Here is an 18,392-nt window from a genome sequence, read left to right as displayed (position 1 = left end):
GCCTGGGTCAGAGCCCGGAGCCGCCCGTCGCGTCGATGACCTTGCCCGTGACCCACCGTGCGTCGTCCGAGGCCAGGAAGGCCACGACGTCGGCCACGTCCTCGGGGCGGCCGACCCGGCCCAGGGCCGCCAGGGAGGCCGCGTGGGCCTCGGCAGCCGGGTTGCCGCGCAGCCAGGCCGCGTTGACGTCGGTGTCGATGATCCCGGGGGCGACGGAGTTCGCCGTGATGCCCCGGGCGCCCAGCTGCTGGGCGAGGTTGCGGGTGAAGTTGTCCAGGGCGCTCTTGGTGGCGCCGTACGCGATGGCCTCGGGCATGGCGAGGTGGGCGGCGCCGCTGGAGACGTTGATGATCCGGCCGCCGTCGCGCAGCCGCTCCAGGCCGTCCCGCACGATGAAGAACGGCGCCCGCACGTTCACGGCGAAGACCTCGTCGAAGCCGTCCTCGGTCAGCGAGGAGAGGTCCGCGCTGCGCGCGATCCCGGCGTTGTTGACGATGATGTCGACGTCCCGCCCGGGGGCGTGGCCGCCGATCAGGGTGTCGTAGGCCGCCCACAGGGCGGCGGCGTCCCCGTGGCGGCCCAGCTCGGCGTGGAGCGTGAAGGCCCGTCCGCCGTCCTTGCGGATGCGTTCCACGACCTCCTGCGCCGCCGCCTCGTCGCGGGCCCAGGTCAGTGCGACGAGGGCGCCGTCGCGCGCGAGCCGCTCGGCCACGGCCCTTCCGATGCCCCGGCTGCCGCCCGTGACCAGCGCGGTCTTTCCTTCGAGCTTTCCTTCGAGTCGCTGCACAGCCATGTCGATGGGCCGCCTTTCATTTGTTGAGTGATCGACCAAGAAAGAAGGTAGCAGCTTTTTTGATCGAGCACTCTAAAATGTGGGACATGACGGAGACCCCCAAGCGAGGCCGGCCGCGCACCTTCGACCGTGCGACGGCACTGACGGCGGCCACCCGCCTGTTCTGGGAGCGGGGCTACGAAGGCGTGTCCATCGGGGACCTGACCGAGGCCATGGGGATCCGCTCGGGGAGTCTCTACGCGACCTTCGGGGACAAGAGGTCCCTCTTCGAGGAGGCGGTGGAGGCCTACGGCCGGTCGCCGGTCGGCGCCTTCGCCGGGCTGGCGCTGCGGGAGGAGCCCACCGCGTACGGCGCCTTCGCGCGCATCCTCCGGGAGGCCGCCGTGATCTATCCGGACCCCGCGCACCCGGCCGGCTGCCTGGTCATCAGCGCCGCCACCAACGTCACCCCGCAGGACGCGGGGGTGCAGGAGTTCCTCCGTATGCTGCGGAACGCGAACCTGGACGGCTTCGAGACCCGGCTGCGCCAGGCGCAGCGGGCGGGCGAGCTGCCCGTCGGGGCCGACCCCAGGGACCTCGCCGAGTACTTCGCCGCGGTCCTGCAGGGCCTCTCGCAGCGGGCCCGGGACGGGGCCGGCGCCGACCGGCTGACGGCGGTGGCCGAACTGGCACTGGCCGCCTGGCCCGGGGCGACGGACACCCCGGACACCCCGGACGCCCTGGCCTGAGGGCACCTCCCGGCTGGGGCGGCTTCCGGGCCTACGGGAGTTCCGCGGCCGCCTGGAGTCGCGGGGCCGCGTCCGGCCGGGCGCGCTGGAGCAGGTCCAGCCGCTGCCGCGCCAGGTGCAGGTGGCGCGGGTCGAGCGAGGGCAGGGCGCGCAGCAGGCGGATGAGCTCCGGGCCCGCCTCCACGGCCGCCGCCTGGTCCTTGAGCTGGGTCCAGCAGTACAGGGCGCCCGCGGCCGCGCCCTTCACCTCGGGGGCGTCCGGGGGCTGATGGGCCAGCCGGGACCGGCCGACGCTGGTCCACAGCTGGGTCGCGAGCCGGAAGTTGCCCGCCATCCGGGCGAGGTCGGCGCGGATCTCCGCCCACTGGGTGGCCTCCGCCGAGGTGTACCCGTAGGTCTGGAGGACGTGCGCTTCCCACGCCTGGGCGAGCGTGGCGGCCTCCAGGTGCCGTCCGGCGGTGGCCAGGGCGTGGATGTGCGGCCGCGGGTCCTGGCCGGGGGCGTGCTCCGGGAGCGGCGGTACGGGCACCTGGGGCGCCAGGGGCGCTTGAGGCGCCTGCGGGGCCGGGGCGGCCGGGCTGGTGCGGTAGGCGGCCGCAGGCTCCCGTACGGGCTCCCGTACGGCCTCCCGGGCCCCCGGTACGCCGAGCTCGCGGGCCGTCGGCAGGACCAGGGCGCCCGGTGGGAGCGCGGCGGTGCCCACCGCGAGGGCGTGCAGCTGGAGGTTGCCGGGGCGGCCGGGGCTGCTGCGGAGCTGGTTGATCCACTCCCGCGTGTAGCTGCTCACCCCGTCGCCGCCGCCCGCGAAGCCGGGCGGGGAGACCACCCCGTACACCTCGGCGGAGGGTGAGGCGGGCAGACTGCCGTACTCCTGGAGCACCGGCCACGCGGCCTTGTCCGCCGCGAGGTCGAGCAGCACGGTGGTCAGCCCGGCGGGCCGGCCGCGCAGCTCGGAACCCAGCCACTCCCAGGGCAGCCCCGTGTAGCGGACGCTGCCCGCCGTCGTCCCCGCCAAGCACAGGTGCAGCCGTCGGCTGCGGCGGTCGACCGTGAGCCGGCCCGACAGGTAGACCAGCAGCGGGCCGGGCGTGGCCGCGGCCGTACGCAGCCGCGTGAGCACGGTGTTCGGGTCGCGGGCGCCGTCGAGGTAGGTGGTGTCGCAGGGGATCTGGCTGTTCAGCATCATCGCCACGGGCACCACCCCCAGCGCGGCCAGGTTGGCGCTCGGCGCGACCTGGACCGTGCGGCGCCGCACGGCGGCGTCCCCCGCTATGAGGAGGACGTGCCCCCGCTGCTGCTCCACCGCGATGTTCTGCATGAGCAGACCGTACTCACTTCGCGCGGCGCCGGGAGCGGCCCGTCCCCCTGCTCCGTCCGCGGCCCGGCCCCCGGCCCGTCTCCGCCCCGGCCCTCTCACCGGCACCGGAGCGTTTCGGCAGGGCGTGCGAAGGCCCCGCCGCCCCTCGTTCACCGAGGGGCGGCGGGGCCTTCGCCGCGAGCTGCTGTGCCTGCCAGGGCTGGGGTGTCGGTCAGGCCGGGTTCTGGTTGGACAGGGCCACCGACAGCTCGGCCGCGACGCCCTGGAGGATCGGCACGAAGGACTCCGCCACCTGCTCGGTGACCCGGCCGGCCGGGCCGGAGATGGAGATCGCCGCGGCGGTCGGCGAGTTCGGCACCGACACCGCCAGGCAGCGGACTCCTATTTCCTGCTCGTTGTCGTCGACCGCGTAGCCCGTCTTGCGGACCTTCTCCAGCGCCTCCAGGAAGCCCTCGGGCGTGGTGATGGTCTTCTCGGTCGCCGCGGGCATCCCGGTGCGGGCCAGCAGGGCCCGTACCTCGTCGGCGGGGGTGTGGGCGAGGAGCGCCTTGCCCACACCGGTGGAGTGCGGGAGCACCCGGCGGCCGACCTCGGTGAACATGCGCATGGAGTGCTTGGACGGCACCTGTGCGACGTAGACGATCTCGTCGCCGTCGAGCAGGGCCATGTTCGCAGTCTCGCCGGTCTCCTCGACCAGGCGGGCGAGGTAGGGCCGGGCCCAGGTGCCCAGCAGGCGCGACGCGGACTCGCCGAGGCGGATCAGCCGGGGTCCGAGGGAGTACCGTCGGTTGGGCTGCTGGCGGACGTAGCCGCATGCCACGAGGGTGCGCATGAGGCGGTGGATGGTCGGCAGCGGCAGACCGCTGGCGGCGGAGAGCTCGCTGAGGCCGACTTCGCCCCCGGCATCGGCCATGCGTTCGAGCAGATCGAAGGCGCGCTCGAGGGACTGAACGCCACCGCTGGCGGCGGTGGGCTTGGCGGAAGCGTCGGTGGTGCTGGCGCTGGACGTCGGCACGGCGCGGTCCTTTCGGTGCTGGCAGGCAAGGAAGCAGCCTACCGGTCGGTCGGCGTCGGCCCTAGAGCCGGGGCGACGCCGTCCCCGCCGGTCAGAGGTGGTTTGTCCGGTGGCGGACCTCCTCGGGGAGTTGCCCGCCCGGCTCCCGGTGGTGGTAGCTACATTCTGTATAGCGAAATTCTAATTCCATCCTGTGGAAACCTCCAATTGTGGTGCGGGTGTGTCAGTGGTCCGTCCGGGCGCTCTTGACTGGTCCCGGATCGCCGTGAAGACTCCGTCAACAGAACGTTGAATTTCGCTCTGTGGAAGTAGATGGGGAGGTTCCGGTGTCCGACGTGGCTGTGGAACTGGTACTGCGCTCGACGCGCGTCATCACCCCCGAGGGGACGCGCGCCGCCTCGGTGGCCGTCGCCGGCGGGAAGATCGCGGCCGTGCTGGCGTACGAGGCCGAAGTGCCGTCCGGAGCCCGGCTGGAGGACTTCGGCGACGACGTCCTGCTCCCCGGCCTGGTCGACACCCACGTCCACGTGAACGACCCCGGCCGCACCGAGTGGGAAGGCTTCTGGACGGCCACCCGCGCCGCCGCGGCCGGCGGCATCACCACGATCCTCGACATGCCGCTGAACTCCCTGCCCCCGACCACCACGACCGGGAACCTGCGCGTCAAGCAGGAGGTCGCCCGCGCCAAGGCACACGTGGACGTCGGCTTCTGGGGCGGCGCACTGCCGGACAACGTCAAGGACCTGCGCCCCCTGCACGACGCCGGCGTGTACGGCTTCAAGTGCTTCCTGTCGCCGTCCGGCGTGGACGAGTTCCCCGAGCTGGACCAGGAGCAGCTGGCCACCTCCCTCGCCGAGATCACCGGCTTCGGCGGCCTGCTGATCGTGCACGCCGAGGACCCGCACCACCTGGACTCGGCCCCGCAGAACCCGGGCCCCAAGTACGCGGACTTCCTGGCCTCCCGCCCCAAGGACGCCGAGAACACCGCCATCCAGAACCTGATCGACCAGGCCAAGCGGCTGAACGCGCGCGTCCACGTCCTGCACCTCTCCTCCAGCGACGCGCTGCCGCTGATCGCCGCCGCCAAGGCCGAGGGCGTCCAGATCACCGTCGAGTCCTGCCCGCACTTCCTCACCCTCACGGCCGAGGAAGTCCCGGACGGCGCCACCGAGTTCAAGTGCTGCCCGCCCATCCGCGAGGCCGCCAACCAGGACCTGCTGTGGGACGCGCTCGCCGACGGCACGATCGACTGCATCGTCTCCGACCACTCGCCCTCCACGGCGGACCTGAAGACCGGCGACTTCGCCACCGCGTGGGGCGGCATCTCCTCCCTCCAGCTGGGCCTCCCCGCGATCTGGACCGAGGCGCGAAAGCGCGGACGCTCCCTCGAGGACGTCGTGCGCTGGATGTCGGCGGCCCCGGCCGCCCTCGCCGGCCTGGCGCAGAAGGGCGCGATCGAGGCCGGCCGCGACGCCGACTTCGCGGTCCTCGCACCCGAAGAGACCTTCACCGTGGACCCCGCGGAACTGCACCACCGCAACCGGATCACGGCGTACGCGGGCAAGACCCTGCACGGCGTCGTGAAGTCCACCTGGCTGCGCGGTACGCAGATCGCCGACCACGGCACCCCGACCGAGCCCACGGGCCTCCTCCTCGAAAGGCAGAACTGACAGTGGCACAGCGTTCAACTGGATTGGCTTCTTTCACCGGCAACGCGAACCCGTACGGAGGCGGCGACCCGTACGCGGACTACCGCACCGCGGACTTCCCGTTCACCCAGTACGCGAACCTCGCCGCCCGTGAGCTGGGCGCCGGTGTCACCTTCGCCAACGACGAGTTCTTCGCCCAGCGCGAGAACCTGCTCATCGCCGAGGCCGCGCACTTCGACCCCGAGCACTTCGGCCACAAGGGCAAGATCATGGACGGCTGGGAGACCCGCCGCCGCCGTGGCGTTTCCGCCACCCAGCCCTGGCCGACGCCCGAGGACCACGACTACGCCCTGGTCCGCCTCGGCGCCCCCGGCGTGATCCGCGGCATCGTCGTGGACACCGCCCACTTCCGCGGCAACATGCCGCAGGCCGTCTCCATCGAGGGCACCAACTGGGAAGGCGCCCTCGCGCCGACCCCGGAGGAGCTCCTCGGCGCCGACGTCAAGTGGACCACCCTGGTCCCGCGCACCGCGGTCGGCGGCCACGCGGCCAACGGCTTCGAGGTCAGCGCCGAGCAGCGCTTCACGCACCTGCGCGTGAACCAGCACCCCGACGGCGGCATCGCCCGCCTGCGCGTCTACGGCGAGGTCGTACCGGACCCGAAGTGGCTCGCCACGCTCGGCACCTTCGACGTCGTCGCCCTGGAGAACGGCGGCTCGGTCCAGGACGCCTCGAACCGCTTCTACTCCCCGCCGACCAACACCATCAACCCGGGCCGCTCCCGCAAGATGGACGACGGCTGGGAGACCGCCCGCCGCCGCGACAACGGCAACGACTGGATCCGCTACCAGCTCGTCGCCGAGTCCGAGATCCGCGCCGTCGAGATCGACACCGCGTACCTCAAGGGCAACTCGGCTGGCTGGGCCTCGCTGTCCGTCAAGACGGGTGAGGAGGGCGAGTGGACGGAGTTCCTGCCGCGCACCCGCCTGCAGCCCGACACCAATCACCGCTTCGTGCTCGACGCCCCGGCGGTCGGCACGCACGTCCGGATCGACATCTTCCCGGACGGCGGCTTCTCCCGCCTGCGCCTGTACGGCTCGCTGACGGAGACGGGCACGGCCGCCCACACCGCCCGCCACCAGGAACTGGGCGGCTGACCCACCCCCACGGCCACGTGCCCGCACGGCCGTAGGCGCGGCCGGGTCGCACCGCGCCCGCCTGTGCGGCGCGGCGTCCGGGGCGAGCCCCGGTCAACGAACCCGCCCCCGGGGGCCGACACCCCCGGGGCGCACGGCCCGAAGGGGCGCACCACTGCCCGGTGCGCCCCTTCGGCGCGCCCGCGTCCAGCCGGCAGGCTGGACCGGGGTGCCTGATCAGCCCCGCCGGCGTTTGAGGCGCGGGGTCCGGGGCGGAGCTGGACCACTCAGGCGTGCCAGATTCCCGTCGCCGCGGTGGCCCTGGCGTAGGCGGAGAAGTCGCGGGGTTCGCGGTGCAGGGCCCGCTGGACGCCGTCGGCGAGGTGGGCGAAGCGGCGCTCGGCGATCCAGCCGTAGAGCATGTTCAGCAGGGCGGTGTAGTCCTCCGGCAGGCCCTGGCGCGTCGCGTACTCCGCGAACTCGGCGGACGGTACGGGGCGGTAGGCGATCGGGCGGCCGGCCGCCCGGGCGATCTCCTCCACCACCTCGGCCAGGGTCAGCAGCCGCGGCCCGGACAGTTCGTACGCCTGCCCGCCGTGGCCGTCCTCGGTGAGGGCGGCCACCGCCACGTCGGCGATGTCCTCGGCGTCGACGAACGGCTCGGCTCCGTCCCCCGTCGACATCACCACGTCGCCGTCCAGCAACTGGCCGCGGAAGAAGGGGTCCTCGCTGAAGTTCTGCGAGAACCAGGCCGGCTTGAGGATCGTCCACTCGGCCCCGGATTCGCGTACCGCGCGCTCGGAGGGAAGCTTCTCCTCGCCGTCAGGCACCACCCAGTCGCGGGCGGAGAGCAGCACCAGCCGCTCCACACCCCGGGACACGGCGAGCTTGCTGAAGGAGCCGAGCGTCGTCGCGGCGTCGGCGAGCTGCGAGTCGACCAGGTAGGCCGCGCGGACGCCCTCCAGGACGGGTTCCCAGGTGTTCTCGTCGTTCCAGTCGAAACGGGTCGCGGGGGTCGGCCCCTTGCGGGAGGCCCCGCGGACCTCGTGTCCGCGCCGCCGCAGGCCCGCGGCCACGCGGCGCCCCGTCTTGCCCGTGCTGCCAAGTACCAGAATCGGTTGCGTCGTCATGTCCTCCAGTGAATCCGCCCGCAGTGAGGCGGAGAATGGTTCGTCCGCTCACTTCGATGTCTGAGCGTCTCAGAGGACCTGACCGTCCGAAGATGCTGTCTTAACCTTGATCCATGGATGCGTTGGCGAGCCTGCTGTACGAAGTGAGGTCCGACGGGGCGCTGTTCAGCCGGAACATCATGGCTCCGCCCTGGTCGGTGCGCTTCGCCGACCGGACGCCGCTCACGCTGATCGCCATGCTGCGCGGGGAGGGCCGGATCGTCCACGGCGGGGACGCCGAGCCCGTCGCGCTCGGCCCGGGGGACGTGGCCATCGTGGTGGGGGCGGAGCCCTTCACCCTCACCGACGACGCCGGGCTGTGCACGCCGCCGCTGTACGTGGTGCACGGCCCCGACCACTGCACGACGGCAGACGGCGACGAGATCAGCGAGGAGATCATGCTGGGCCTGCGGACCTGCGGGAACAGCCTGGACGGCCCGACCGTGCTGCTCACCGGCAGCTACCGGGTCGGAGGCCGGGTCTCCGAACGGCTGCTCAGCGCGCTGCCCCGGGTGGTCGTGGTCCGTCACGGCGGCGCACCCCGCCCGATCCTGGACCTCACCGTCGTGGAGATCACCCGGGACGACCCGGGACAGCAGGCCGTCCTGGACCGGCTGCTGGACCTGTTGCTGCTGTCCACGCTGCGGGAGTGGTTCACGGGCCCGGAGGCCGATCCGCCGGGCTGGTACCGGGCGCTCAGCGACCCCGTCGCCGGCCGGGCGCTGCGCCTGATCCACGACCGGCCCGCGCGACCGTGGACGGTGACGGCCCTCGCCGAGGAGGCCGGCGTATCGCGGGCCACGTTCGCCCGCCGCTTCAGCGAGCTGGTCGGGCAGCCGCCCATGGCCTACCTCACCGACTGGCGCCTCGCCCTCGCGGCCGACCTGCTGGTGCGCACCGAGGCCACCGTGGAGTCGATCGCCCGTCAGGTCGGCTACCAGAGTGCCTTCGGACTGAGCGTGGCCTTCCACCGCGTGTACGGGACCCGGCCCAGCCAGCACCGTGCGGCCGCTGCCCGGATGGCCGGCTGATCTTCCGCGTTGACAGGTGGCGGTCGGCTGCGTGTAATGGAGGCGGTGTCGCGTGACGCCGGCCAAAGAGCAGTGGGCCGGCCGGCCGTCGGGTGAACACCCTTCACACAAAGGGTTCGTCATGAGTACCTACTCCGCGCCCTGTTTCTGACGTAGCGCCGCGTGCGCAGCGCATCCGCCCGTCCGCACATTCACGACGACGTGCGGCGTCCCGTGCTCTGCGCCCTTCGCCCTGTGCCCCTCGCCCAGTGCCGTTCACCCTTCGCGCCCCCGAGTGCCATTGCCCCACGGCTCCCGCACCGCCGCGCGCACCCACCGCATCTTCCGGAGACACACCCGTATGCCCACATCGTTCAACCAGTCCGTCATCGAGGAGTTCCGCGCCAACGCAGGGAAGGTCGGCGGCCCCTTCGAAGGCGGCGACCTGCTCCTCCTGACGACCACCGGCGCCAAGTCGGGGATTTCGAGGACCACCCCCCTCGGATACGTCCGCCACGGCGACTCGCTCCTGCTCATCGGCTCCAACCTGGGTGCCCCGCACCACCCCGACTGGTACCACAACCTGCTCGCCCACCCCGTGGTGCAGGTGGAGGTCGGGACGCGGACCTTCGAAGCCCTCGCGGTCCCGGCCGAGGGGGCCCGACGCGATGAACTGTTCGCCCACGTCGTGCGGGTGGCTCCCGGGTACGGGGACTACCAGGCCCTCACCACCCGGGTCCTGCCGGTCGTCGTCCTGGAGCGCGCGGACCCCGACGGCTGGGCGGCGCCCAGTGAGGTCAGCACCCTCGGCGACAAGCTCCTGGAGGTCCACACCTGGCTACGCGGCCAGCTGCGCCAGGTGAAGGCCGAGGTCGACGCCCACTTCGCGGCCCGCGCGGCCCACCAGGGTCCCGGCGAACCGCCGGCCCCCGGCCTCGGGCTGCAGATCCGGCAGCGCTGCCTGGCGTTCTGCCAGGCCCTGGAGTTCCACCACACCAGCGAGGACGCGCACCTGTTCCCCGGGATCGCCCGCTACCACCCCCACCTGACCGGGACCTTCGACCGGCTCGCCGAGGAACACCGCACGGTCGCCCGCATCCAAGGCGAGCTGGCGGCGCTGCTGGCCGGCATCGGGATCGCCGATCCCCAGCGCTTCCGCACCGAACTGGACCAGATGTCGGCAGAGCTGAACGCGCACCTGGACTACGAGGAGGAGGCGATCCTTCCGCTCCTGGCCGACGTGCCCTGGCCGCCGGCTCCCCCCGTGGACGCCTGACCGGGGCCCGCGGGGGTCCTGGCGGCCGGCCGGCCCGTCCGGCTGCCAGGACCCACCCCGCCGCCGGGCGCGGGCAGGCCTTCCTCCGTGCCGTCGGCCGGGTCGAAACCAGGTGGGTTCCTGCGCGCCGCCCCGATGAGTTCCCGGCGGCCCGGGAGTCTGAGTCCTGAGTCCGGAGTCCTGAATCGTGAGTACGGACACGGACCACCGGACAAGGAGCGCAGAGCCATGGGAAAGCTGACCCTCACCACCTTCCTGACCCTGGACGGCGTGATGCAGGCGCCCGGCGGGCCCGAGGAGGACCGCACCGGGGGCTTCGAGTACGGCGGGTGGGTCGCGCCGTACGCCGACGAGGGCATGGTGGAGTTCGTGACCGAGGTCTTCGACCGCGTCGGGGCCTTCCTGCTCGGGCGCCGCACCTACGAGATCTTCGCCGGCTACTGGCCGCGGCACGACGACCCCGCCGACCCGATCGCGAGCCGGCTGAACAGGATGCCGAAGTACGTGGCCTCGGCCACGCTCAAAGAGCCGGCCTGGGCCGGGACCACGGTGATCGACGGCGAGCAGCTGCAGAGCGAGATCGTCCGGATCAAGGACGCCCTCGACGGCGAGCTCCAGGTGCACGGCAGCGGGGCGCTGGCGCAGTGGCTGCTGGCCCGGGACCTCGTGGACGAGCTGAACCTGCTGGTCTTCCCGGTGTTCCTGGGCACCGGGCGCAGGCTGTTCCCCACGGGCGGCCTGCCGACGGCCTGCGAGCTGACGGGCTCGCGCACCACCGCCAGCGGTACGGCCATCCACACCTACCGGGTGAAGGGCCGCGCTTCCTTCGGCACCATCGGGGAGTGACGGCCGCCGGGTCCGCCCGCCGGAATCCGCCGCCGGGTCCGCCCCCCGGAATGGGGTCGACCGGCAAGATCGGCTCAGCTAGCGTGGGCCCGCAACCGTGCGAGCCGCCGAAGTCTCCACCCGATCCGTTCCGTTGGAGTACCCGGTGACCGCGACCTCGCCCGCCCTCGCCCCAGCCACCCTCGCCGCCCCCCGCCGGACCTGGTCCGCCGACCTGCCCGTCCTGGCCGTGGCCGTCGTCTGGGGCGGCAGCTATCTGGCCGCCAAGGGCATCACCACGGCCCACACGGTGATCGCGGTGCTCGTCCTGCGCTTCGCGCTCGTGCTGCCGGTGCTGGTCGTCACCGGATGGCGGCGGCTGCGGGCGCTGACCCCCGCCCAGCTGCGCGGTGCGGGCCTGCTGGGCTGCGTACTCGGCGGGATCTTCCTGCTGGAGACCTTCGGGGTGGTGCACACCTCGGCCACCAACGCCGGGCTGATCATCAGCCTGACCATGATCTTCACTCCGCTCGCCGAGGCCGCCATCCGGCGCGAGGCGCCCTCGGCCGCCTTCCTCGGCGCGGCCGCCGTCTCAGTCGCCGGAGTCGTGCTGCTCACGCAGGGCGCCGGATTCATCGCGCCGGGCCTCGGCGACCTGCTCATCCTGTGCGCCGCCCTCGCCCGGACCCTGCACGTCCTGCTGATGGCCAGGATCAAGGCGGTCCAGGACGCCGACTCGCTCTCCCTGACCACGGTCCAGCTCGGCGCCGCGGTGCTCGTCTTCGCCGTACTGGCCGCCGTACCGGGCACCGGGGACACCCCCTGGGCCGCGGCCGCCGACTTCGGGCCCGCGCAATGGGCCGGCCTGGTCTTCCTCTCCGTCTTCTGCACCCTGTTCGCCTTCTACGTGCAGATGTGGGCCGTACGCCGTACCTCGCCCTCCCGCGTCAGCCTGCTCCTCGGCACCGAGCCGCTGTGGGCCGCCGCCGCGGGCATCGCCATCGGCGGCGAGCACCTCGGCGCCCTCGGATTCGCCGGAGCGGCCCTCGTCCTGGCGGGCACCGCGTGGGGGCGGCGCGCGGCAGGCTGAACAATTGTCCGAAAGCGGCCCCGCGCAGCTTGATCCTCCGGCCGTACTGTGGCCCCCATGCCCGCCCTCACAGGGGCCTGGTCACAGGTCCGGGAGCTCCTCCAGCCGTACCCGGCGCCGCTCCCGGCGCGACAGCTCGCACGCCTCCGCGACCCGGAGCGCGGCGAGCGCCTCGAAGCCCTCGCAGAGGTTGGGTCCCTCGCCGCGCACCAGACGGACGAAGGCGGCCAGCTCCGCTTCGTAGGCCGGGCCGAACCGCTCCAGGAAGCCCGTCCAGGGCTTGCTCGCAGGCGGCGGGCCGTGCGGTTCCGTCGAGGCGATCGGCGTACGGTCGTCCAGCCCGGCGGAGACCTGGTCCAGCTCCCCGGCCAGCTCCATCCGCACGTCGTAGCCGGCGCCGTTGCACCGCGTACCGGTCGAGGTGACGAGCGTCCCGTCGTCCAGCGTGAGCACGGCCGCCGCCGTGTCGACGTCACCCGTCTCCCGGAACCGCGCGGGCCCCGCGTCCGAGCCGGTCGCGTAGACCTCCGTCACCTCGTGCCCGGTCACCCAGCGGACCATGTCGAAGTCGTGCACCAGACAGTCCCGGTAGAGCCCGCCCGAGGTCGCCAGGTACGCGGCGGCCGGCGGCGCCGGATCGGCCGTCATCGTCCGTACGGTGTGCAGCCGCCCCAGGGCGCCGGAGCGGACCAGCTCCCGGGCCGTGCGGTAGCCCGTGTCGAAGCGGCGCATGAAGCCCACCTGGAGCACCCCGTCCACGGCGGCCACCTCGCGCAGCACCGCCAGGGAGCGGGCCAGGTCCGGGGCCACGGGCTTCTCGCAGAACACCGGCAGTCCGCCGCGCACCGCCCGTACGACCAGTTCCGCGTGCCCCTCGGTGGCGCAGGCGACGACCACCGCGTCGACACCCCAGGTGAAGACCTGCTCGACGGAGGGCGCGGCGGTGGCCCCGAGCCGGTCGGCCAGGCGGGCCGCCCGCGCGGGGTCGGCGTCGGCGAGCAGCAGCGATCCCGCGTCCGGCCGACGGGCCAGGGACGCCGCGTGGAACGAGCCGATCCGGCCAGTTCCGATGAGCCCGATGCGCATGCACTCAACCTGACCCCGTACGGGGGACCTGTCAATCTGCCCGCGCATGCCCCGATGACCCTTCATGGTCCACTGTGGCGGATACTGGGCGGCTGGAACCGGAATGACCGAATCATGACGGACGGCATGACGGACGAGACGACGGACGAGACGGACGAGGGAAGGGCGCGGCGACGTGGCTAGGGTTCGGACAGGGGTACGCGTCGTGGGCGCAGTGCTCGCGGCGGTACTGGGAGCCTCGCTCGCGGGCTGCAGCAGTACGGGCGGCAAGCGCGCCGAGGAGCGGGCGAAGGCCGCCGAGGCGGGCCGGCCGGCCGTGTCCACCCCGCGCTGGACCTTCGCGATGGTGACCCACGCGGGCGATGGCGACACCTTCTGGGACATCGTCCAGAAGGGAGCCAAGGAGGCCGCGGCGAAGGACAACATCAACTTCGTGTACGCCCACGACGACCAGGCGCAGCAGCAGGCCCAGTTCGTGCAGAACGCCATCGACCAGAAGGTCGACGGGATCATCGTGAGCCTCGCCAAGCCGGAAGCCCTCAAGGACGTCATCGGCAAGGCCGTCAAGGCCGGCATCCCGGTGATCACGGTCAACTCCGGCTCCGCCCAGTCCGCCGAGTACGGGGCACTGACCCACATCGGCCAGGACGAGGTGATCGCGGGCGAGGCGGTGGGCACGGAGCTCACCAAGCGCGGCCGCAAGAAGGCCGTCTGCGTCCTGCACGAGCAGGGCAACGTCGGCCACGAGCAGCGCTGCGCCGGGGCGAAGAAGACCTTCGGGGGCACGCTGGAGAACCTGTACGTCGAGGGCACCAACATGCCCTCCGTCCAGGCCGCCATCCAGGCGAAGCTCCAGGCCGATCCCTCCGTCGACGCGATCCTCACCCTCGGCGCCCCCTTCGCCCCCACCGCGGTCAAGGCCAAGGACGCGGCGGGCAGCAAGGCCGAGGTGGACACCTTCGACCTCAACGAATCGGTCGCCCGCGACCTGAAGTCCGGCGCCCTCGGCTTCGCCGTCGACCAGCAGCCCTACCTCCAGGGCTACGAGGCCGTCGACCTGCTGTGGCTCTACCGCTACAACGCGGACGTGCTCGGCGGCGGCCGCCCGGTCCTCACCGGACCGCAGATCGTCACCGGTGCCGAGGCCGCCGAGCTGGAGGAGTACATCAAGCGGGGCAGCCGATGAGCGCGTCCACCGCCGTGGACGAACGGCTGGCGCCGACCTCCCTGGTCCGCAGACTGCTGGGCCGCCCGGAGCTGGGCGCCGTGGTCGGCGCGGCAGCCGTCTTCGTCTTCTTCTCCTTCGCCGCCCCCAGCTTCCTGCAGGCCTCCAGCCTCAGCACGGTCCTGTACTCGGCCTCCACCATCGGGATCATGGCGGTCCCGGTGGCGCTGCTGATGATCGGCGGCGAGTTCGACCTCTCCGCCGGTGTCATGGTCACCACCTCGGCGCTCTTCACCTCGATGTTCAGCTACCAGATGACCGCCAACGTGTGGGTCGGCGTCATGGTGTCCCTGCTGGTCACCCTCGCCATCGGCTTCTTCAACGGGTTCATGCTGACCCGCACCAAACTGCCGAGCTTCATCATCACCCTCGGCACCTTCCTGATGCTGACCGGCCTGAACCTCGGCTTCACCAAGCTGATCAGCGGCTCGGTCTCCACCAAGTCCATCGCCGACATGGAGGGCTTCTCCTCCGCGCGGGCACTGTTCGCCTCGCAGTGGAACATCGGCTCGGTGACCCTGAAGGTCACCATCCTGTGGTGGCTGGCCCTGGTCGCCGTGGCCACCTGGGTCCTGCTGCGCACCCGCGCGGGCAACTGGATCTTCGCCGTGGGCGGCGGGGCCGACGCGGCCCGCGCGACCGGCGTGCCCGTCGTGAAGACCCGGATCGGCCTGTACATGGGCGTCGCCCTGTGCGCCTGGATCTCCGGCCAGCACATCCTCTTCTCGTTCGACGTGGTCCAGTCGGGCGAGGGCGTCGGCAACGAGTTCCTGTACATCATCGCGGCCGTCATCGGCGGCTGCCTGATGACCGGCGGCTACGGCTCCGCGATCGGCTCGGCCGTCGGCGCCTTCATCTTCGGCATGACCAGCAACGGCATCGTGTACGCCCAGTGGAACCCGGACTGGTTCAAGTTCTTCCTCGGCGCGATGCTCCTGCTGGCCACGCTGCTCAACGCATGGGTCCGCAATCGGGCGGAGGCGAAATGACCATGACCGACGCGACCGCGACCGCCCCCGGGGCAGGTACCGCACTGGTGAAGCTGACCGACGTCAGCAAGTACTACGGGAACATCCGCGCCCTCCAGGGCGTGTCCCTGGAGGTCTCGGCCGGCGAGATCACCTGCGTCCTCGGCGACAACGGCGCCGGGAAGTCCACGCTCATCAAGATCATCGCCGGGCTGCACCAGCACGACGCGGGCAGCTTCGAGATCGAGGGCGAGGAGACCCGCCTGGCCAACCCGCGCGCGGCCCTCGACCACGGCATCGCCACCGTCTACCAGGACCTCGCCGTCGTCCCGCTCATGCCCGTCTGGCGGAACTTCTTCCTCGGGTCCGAGCCCACCAAGGGCCGCGGCCCCTTCCGCCGCCTCGACGTGGAGTTCATGCGCGAGACCACCCGCGCCGAGCTGCTGCGCATGGGCATCGACCTGCGCGACGTCGACCAGCCCATCGGCACCCTGTCCGGCGGCGAACGGCAGTGCGTGGCCATCGCCCGCGCCGTCTACTTCGGCGCGAAGGTCCTCGTACTGGACGAGCCCACGGCCGCCCTCGGCGTCAAACAGTCCGGGGTCGTCCTCAAGTACGTCGCCGCCGCCCGCGACGCCGGCCTCGGCGTGGTCCTCATCACCCACAACCCGCACCACGCCTACCTGGTCGGGGACCGCTTCGTCCTCCTCAAGCGCGGCACCATGGCGGGCAGCCACACCCGCGACTCGATCACCCTGGACGAGCTCACCCGGCAGATGGCGGGCGGCTCCGAGCTCGACGAACTGAGCCACGAACTGGAGCGAGTGGCAGAATCAGGGCCGGACAGCACGACAACAGGCCCGGACACCCCGTCCGGCACCACCGCACCATGAGGGACGGCACGACTCGATGAGCACGTACCGGGACTTCGCGCTCGCCCACCGGGGCGCGGCACGGGGCACCGTCCTGCGGACCATCGGGACCCGTGAGCGCCGGTCGCACCTGACCGCACCGCGCGTCCCGACCGTCGGCATCGACATCGGCGGCACCAAGGTGATGGCCGGCGTCGTCGACGCCGACGGCGTCATCCTGGAGAAGATCCGCACCGAGACCCCGGACAAGTCCAAGAGCCCCAAGGTCGTCGAGGACACCATCGTCGAACTGGTGCTGGACCTCTCCGACCGGCACGACGTCCACGCGGTGGGCATCGGCGCGGCCGGCTGGGTCGACGCCGACCGCTCCCGGGTCCTCTTCGCACCCCATCTGGCCTGGCGCGACGAACCCCTTCGCGACGCCCTCCAGTCGCGGCTCGCGGTCCCGGTCATGGTCGACAACGATGCCAACACCGCCGCCTGGGCCGAATGGCGCTTCGGCGCCGGACGCGGCGAGGACCACCTCGTCATGATCACGCTCGGTACCGGCATCGGCGGGGCCATCCTGGAGGGCGGCCAGGTCAAACGCGGCCGGTACGGGGTCGCCGGCGAATTCGGCCACATGCAGGTGGTTCCCGGCGGCCACCGCTGCCCCTGCGGCAACCGCGGCTGCTGGGAGCAGTACAGCTCCGGGAACGCCCTGGTCCGCGAGGCCCGCGAGCTGGCCGCCGCCGACTCCCCGGTCGCCCACAACATCATCGCCAGGGTCGGTGGGAACGTCGCCGAGATCACCGGGCCGCTCATCACCGAGCTGGCCCGCGAGGGCGACGCCATGTGCGTCGAGCTGCTCCAGGACATCGGCCAGTGGCTCGGCGTGGGCATCGCCAACCTCGCCGCCGCGCTCGACCCCTCCTGCTTCGTCATCGGCGGGGGCGTCAGCGCCGCCGACGACCTGCTGATCGGCCCCGCCCGGGACGCCTTCCGCCGCCACCTCACCGGCCGCGGCTACCGTCCCGAGGCCCGCATCGCCAAGGCCGAGCTCGGCCCCGAAGCGGGCATGGTCGGCGCCGCCGACCTCTCCCGGCTCGTCGCCCGCCGCTTCCGCCGCGCCACGCGCCGGCGGGTGGAGCGCTACGAACGGTACGAGCGTTACGCGCAGCAGCTGGGCCGGCGCGACACCACGGGCCCCACGGACTCCAAGGACGACCAGCAGTGACGCCCCCCTCCCTGCCCCACCAGGCCTCCGCACCCGACGGTGACTCCGTACCGCCGCCGCCCGCGGAGGACCGCAAGCACGTCGTCCGGCGCCGCTGGATCACCGCGATCATCATCCTGCTGCTGGTCGGCGTCCCGGCGGGCTACCTCGCCGTGTCCGCCCAGCAGAGCCGCCAGAGCGGCCGCGACAAGGCCGCCAAGGTCGGCGCCACCAAGGTGCGCCCCGGCTGGCCCTCACGGGTGCAGCGCGGCATCTACGAGGTGCCGATCCCGGACAAGGCCTGGCGGGTCGGGTTCCTGGAGACGAACAACTGGCGCACGAGCCGGCTGTACACCCAGTTCGCGGTCACCCCGGCCGACCTGGACGCGTTCCTGACCTCCGTCGGCACCAGCCGGGACGAGCTGACCCCCGGGGTGTCGATCTCCGCGCACGACACCTCGGTCGCGGGATGGAACTGGACGACCCACTCCGACTGGCTCGGCACCACCGTCGAACAGCAGGATCCGCGGCCCACCCGCGACATCACCGTCGACCTCACGGACCCCAAGGTCTCCAAGGTCTACGTGGTCTCCTCGACCACCCCGTAGTGCCGTGCCGGGCGGCGCGACCCGGTGAACCCTTCCGGTCACAGCGCTGAGAGGTGTTCCGTAATTCAGGCGGCGTCGATCTTGAGGTTGTGGAGTACGGCGACGGCGCGCAGGCTGGTGACGCTGATCTTCGACACGAACGGACAGAGCGACGTATTAGGTCAATTACTTCCTGTTCTCTAATAAGTCACTTAATCTCCACGCTTCGGGTGGGCGCTGCGCCAGGCGTCGAGCCGGTCCACGGGCCACAGGGGGGTGCGGCCGACGTAGACGGGGGTGGGGAAGTCGGCGCGGCTGCTGTTGAGGTTGTAGACGTGCTGGACGGTGACCTTGAGTCGTGCCGCTGCCTGTTTGGCGTCTTCATATCCGGGAATTGCGATGGCCATAGATCCGATTCTACCTCGGTTATCATAGGTCAACTACTCGCAT

General features: G+C 72.0%; 18 protein-coding genes. 12 read left to right on the top strand and 6 right to left on the bottom strand.

The features are described from left to right. Positions 1-7 precede the first annotated feature (7 nt). Positions 8-793 carry an SDR family NAD(P)-dependent oxidoreductase gene (locus OG447_RS27605; RefSeq protein ID WP_266940041.1) on the bottom strand — a complete coding sequence of 262 codons (786 nt, stop codon included), beginning with the start codon at positions 791-793 and terminating at the stop codon, positions 8-10. Between the two features lie 77 nt (positions 794-870). Here OG447_RS27605 and OG447_RS27600 point away from each other — a divergent pair, with 77 nt between their 5' ends. Then, complete coding sequence (locus OG447_RS27600; RefSeq protein WP_266940040.1) at positions 871-1,521, top strand: TetR/AcrR family transcriptional regulator; 651 nt, start codon at positions 871-873, stop codon at positions 1,519-1,521. Between the two features lie 31 nt (positions 1,522-1,552). Here the strand turns inward: OG447_RS27600 and OG447_RS27595 are convergent, their stop codons facing one another. Both OG447_RS27595 and OG447_RS27590 read right to left on the bottom strand, forming a co-directional pair. Beyond that, positions 1,553-2,839: a hypothetical protein gene (locus OG447_RS27595; RefSeq protein WP_266940039.1), complete on the bottom strand. Its 1,287-nt coding sequence runs from the start codon at positions 2,837-2,839 to the stop codon at positions 1,553-1,555. 211 nt (positions 2,840-3,050) lie between these two features. Further along, positions 3,051-3,854, bottom strand: a complete 804-nt coding sequence (locus OG447_RS27590) for an IclR family transcriptional regulator (RefSeq protein WP_266940038.1) — start codon at positions 3,852-3,854, stop codon at positions 3,051-3,053. Between the two features lie 326 nt (positions 3,855-4,180). Between OG447_RS27590 and allB the strand changes: the two genes are divergently transcribed. Further along, positions 4,181-5,524 carry an allantoinase AllB gene (gene allB / locus OG447_RS27585; protein ID WP_266940037.1) on the top strand — a complete coding sequence of 448 codons (1,344 nt, stop codon included), beginning with the start codon at positions 4,181-4,183 and terminating at the stop codon, positions 5,522-5,524. Positions 5,525-5,526: 2 nt separating this feature from the next. After that, positions 5,527-6,660, top strand: coding sequence for an allantoicase (gene alc / locus OG447_RS27580; protein ID WP_266940036.1), 1,134 nt, complete (start codon positions 5,527-5,529; stop codon positions 6,658-6,660). A 266-nt stretch (positions 6,661-6,926) separates the two neighbouring features. Here the strand turns inward: alc and OG447_RS27575 are convergent, their stop codons facing one another. Next, entirely contained in the window at positions 6,927-7,769 is an 843-nt protein-coding gene (locus tag OG447_RS27575; RefSeq protein ID WP_266940035.1) for an NAD(P)H-binding protein, read from the bottom strand. A 113-nt stretch (positions 7,770-7,882) separates the two neighbouring features. Here OG447_RS27575 and OG447_RS27570 point away from each other — a divergent pair, with 113 nt between their 5' ends. The 4 genes from OG447_RS27570 (at position 7,883) to OG447_RS27555 (ending at position 12,009) form a co-directional block, all read left to right on the top strand. Next, entirely contained in the window at positions 7,883-8,839 is a 957-nt protein-coding gene (locus tag OG447_RS27570; RefSeq protein ID WP_266940034.1) for an AraC family transcriptional regulator, read from the top strand. Between the two features lie 340 nt (positions 8,840-9,179). Further along, complete coding sequence (locus tag OG447_RS27565; RefSeq protein ID WP_266940033.1) at positions 9,180-10,094, top strand: nitroreductase/quinone reductase family protein; 915 nt, start codon at positions 9,180-9,182, stop codon at positions 10,092-10,094. 228 nt (positions 10,095-10,322) lie between these two features. After that, positions 10,323-10,940, top strand: coding sequence for a dihydrofolate reductase family protein (locus OG447_RS27560; protein ID WP_266940031.1), 618 nt, complete (start codon positions 10,323-10,325; stop codon positions 10,938-10,940). Between the two features lie 145 nt (positions 10,941-11,085). After that, positions 11,086-12,009 (top strand): DMT family transporter, encoded by a 924-nt coding sequence (locus OG447_RS27555; RefSeq protein ID WP_266940030.1) that lies wholly within the window; start codon positions 11,086-11,088, stop codon positions 12,007-12,009. 81 nt (positions 12,010-12,090) lie between these two features. Here the strand turns inward: OG447_RS27555 and OG447_RS27550 are convergent, their stop codons facing one another. Next, positions 12,091-13,095, bottom strand: a complete 1,005-nt coding sequence (locus OG447_RS27550; protein ID WP_266940029.1) for a Gfo/Idh/MocA family oxidoreductase — start codon at positions 13,093-13,095, stop codon at positions 12,091-12,093. 205 nt (positions 13,096-13,300) lie between these two features. Between OG447_RS27550 and OG447_RS27545 the strand changes: the two genes are divergently transcribed. The 5 genes from OG447_RS27545 to OG447_RS27525 are packed head-to-tail and all read left to right on the top strand — an operon-like array spanning position 13,301 to position 17,963. Further along, complete coding sequence (locus OG447_RS27545) at positions 13,301-14,281, top strand: sugar ABC transporter substrate-binding protein (protein WP_266940027.1); 981 nt, start codon at positions 13,301-13,303, stop codon at positions 14,279-14,281. Further along, positions 14,278-15,309: an ABC transporter permease gene (locus OG447_RS27540; protein ID WP_266940025.1), complete on the top strand. Its 1,032-nt coding sequence runs from the start codon at positions 14,278-14,280 to the stop codon at positions 15,307-15,309. The genes OG447_RS27545 and OG447_RS27540 overlap by 4 nt, the downstream gene beginning before the upstream one ends. After that, positions 15,306-16,181, top strand: coding sequence for an ATP-binding cassette domain-containing protein (locus OG447_RS27535; protein ID WP_266940023.1), 876 nt, complete (start codon positions 15,306-15,308; stop codon positions 16,179-16,181). The genes OG447_RS27540 and OG447_RS27535 overlap by 4 nt, the downstream gene beginning before the upstream one ends. A 16-nt stretch (positions 16,182-16,197) precedes the next feature. Then, complete coding sequence (locus tag OG447_RS27530) at positions 16,198-17,376, top strand: ROK family glucokinase (protein ID WP_266940021.1); 1,179 nt, start codon at positions 16,198-16,200, stop codon at positions 17,374-17,376. After that, positions 17,373-17,963 (top strand): hypothetical protein, encoded by a 591-nt coding sequence (locus OG447_RS27525; protein ID WP_266940020.1) that lies wholly within the window; start codon positions 17,373-17,375, stop codon positions 17,961-17,963. Before OG447_RS27530 ends, OG447_RS27525 begins: the two co-directional genes overlap by 4 nt. Positions 17,964-18,154: 191 nt before the next feature. On the opposite strand, the gene OG447_RS27520 is transcribed toward OG447_RS27525, so the two are convergent. After that, positions 18,155-18,349: an AlpA family transcriptional regulator gene (locus tag OG447_RS27520; RefSeq protein WP_266940019.1), complete on the bottom strand. Its 195-nt coding sequence runs from the start codon at positions 18,347-18,349 to the stop codon at positions 18,155-18,157. Between the last annotated feature and the right edge of the window lie 43 nt (positions 18,350-18,392).

The sequence above is a fragment of the Streptomyces sp. NBC_01408 genome, assembly GCF_026340255.1.
In the GTDB taxonomy this organism is placed as follows: Bacteria; Actinomycetota; Actinomycetes; order Streptomycetales; family Streptomycetaceae; genus Streptomyces.
Note: the sequence above shows the minus strand (reverse complement) of the source record. Positions and strands in the feature narration are given on the sequence as shown.

Coding starts and splice junctions, on each gene's coding strand:
- OG447_RS27605 (WP_266940041.1), bottom strand. CDS start 793: ATGGCTGTGCAGCGACTCGAAGGAAAGCTCGAAGGAAAGACCGCGCTG.
- OG447_RS27570 (WP_266940034.1), top strand. CDS start 7,883: ATGGATGCGTTGGCGAGCCTGCTGTACGAAGTGAGGTCCGACGGGGCG.
- OG447_RS27530 (WP_266940021.1), top strand. CDS start 16,198: ATGAGCACGTACCGGGACTTCGCGCTCGCCCACCGGGGCGCGGCACGG.
- OG447_RS27575 (WP_266940035.1), bottom strand. CDS start 7,769: ATGACGACGCAACCGATTCTGGTACTTGGCAGCACGGGCAAGACGGGG.
- OG447_RS27600 (WP_266940040.1), top strand. CDS start 871: ATGTGGGACATGACGGAGACCCCCAAGCGAGGCCGGCCGCGCACCTTC.
- OG447_RS27550 (WP_266940029.1), bottom strand. CDS start 13,095: ATGCGCATCGGGCTCATCGGAACTGGCCGGATCGGCTCGTTCCACGCG.
- OG447_RS27520 (WP_266940019.1), bottom strand. CDS start 18,349: ATGGCCATCGCAATTCCCGGATATGAAGACGCCAAACAGGCAGCGGCA.
- OG447_RS27560 (WP_266940031.1), top strand. CDS start 10,323: ATGGGAAAGCTGACCCTCACCACCTTCCTGACCCTGGACGGCGTGATG.
- OG447_RS27535 (WP_266940023.1), top strand. CDS start 15,306: ATGACCATGACCGACGCGACCGCGACCGCCCCCGGGGCAGGTACCGCA.
- OG447_RS27540 (WP_266940025.1), top strand. CDS start 14,278: ATGAGCGCGTCCACCGCCGTGGACGAACGGCTGGCGCCGACCTCCCTG.
- OG447_RS27595 (WP_266940039.1), bottom strand. CDS start 2,839: ATGCAGAACATCGCGGTGGAGCAGCAGCGGGGGCACGTCCTCCTCATA.
- OG447_RS27565 (WP_266940033.1), top strand. CDS start 9,180: ATGCCCACATCGTTCAACCAGTCCGTCATCGAGGAGTTCCGCGCCAAC.